The following is a 637-nucleotide window of genomic DNA, read 5'->3' as shown; positions in this document are numbered from 1 at the left end:
GCCTGCATAACAGCCTGGTGCAGGGCGGTGGAGAGCCTGCAAACACCTCCCCCCACATCCGGTTCCAGCTTTCCGTTGATGACGCTTTTGCCAGCCACAAAACCCCTGGATTCTGTCCTGGGGCCTACCCGGCCGTTGAATGAAAAAACCTCCCCGGGCATAACCATGGCCCCGTTAAGATAGGCGCAACCCATGATGGCGTTGGTCTGCCCGGGATCGTCGTGAAAGTTCATTTTGTGAGCCGCATATTTATGTTTTGTGGAGTACGTTATTACCCCGGTATCCGGCAACGGGTTTTCCGACGGGGTTATTGCTCCTTCAATTTCATATTCACGGCAGGCAGCTTCATTGTTTAGCATTCCCGGTTTATCCGGCGGTTTTTTTGTTCCGGTGGAACTCTCTCCCGGAAGAACGGTTGCTAAAGCGGGCTTAACCGCCGGAACCAGGTAAACATTGCCGTCCACCGGAATGGAGCCCTCTATCGGCGTGACTTTTCCCATCTCCGCGGTTTCCTTTGCCGGAGCCAGGGATACGCCTTGTATAATTGCTAAAACCATAACGGAGCCGCCAACAATTAAAGAGATAATTTTTTGTTTTTTATCCATCCCTGATTAATACCCCCTTAAAAAAGGGGGGC

At 52.0% G+C, this 637-nt stretch carries 1 protein-coding gene; it reads right to left on the bottom strand.

The genetic code is table 11. The annotated features are described in order from the left end of the window. The coding region (locus DCCM_RS16635; protein ID WP_165792224.1) for a VanW family protein at window positions 1-605 on the bottom strand (605 nt) is incomplete at its 3' end. Window positions 606-637 lie beyond the last annotated feature (32 nt).

Source organism: Desulfocucumis palustris, assembly GCF_002933875.1.
In the GTDB taxonomy this organism is placed as follows: Bacteria; Bacillota; Desulfotomaculia; order Desulfotomaculales; family Desulfocucumaceae; genus Desulfocucumis; species Desulfocucumis palustris.
The sequence above is the reverse complement of the archived record's forward strand: the minus strand, read 5'-3'. Positions and strand labels throughout refer to the sequence as shown.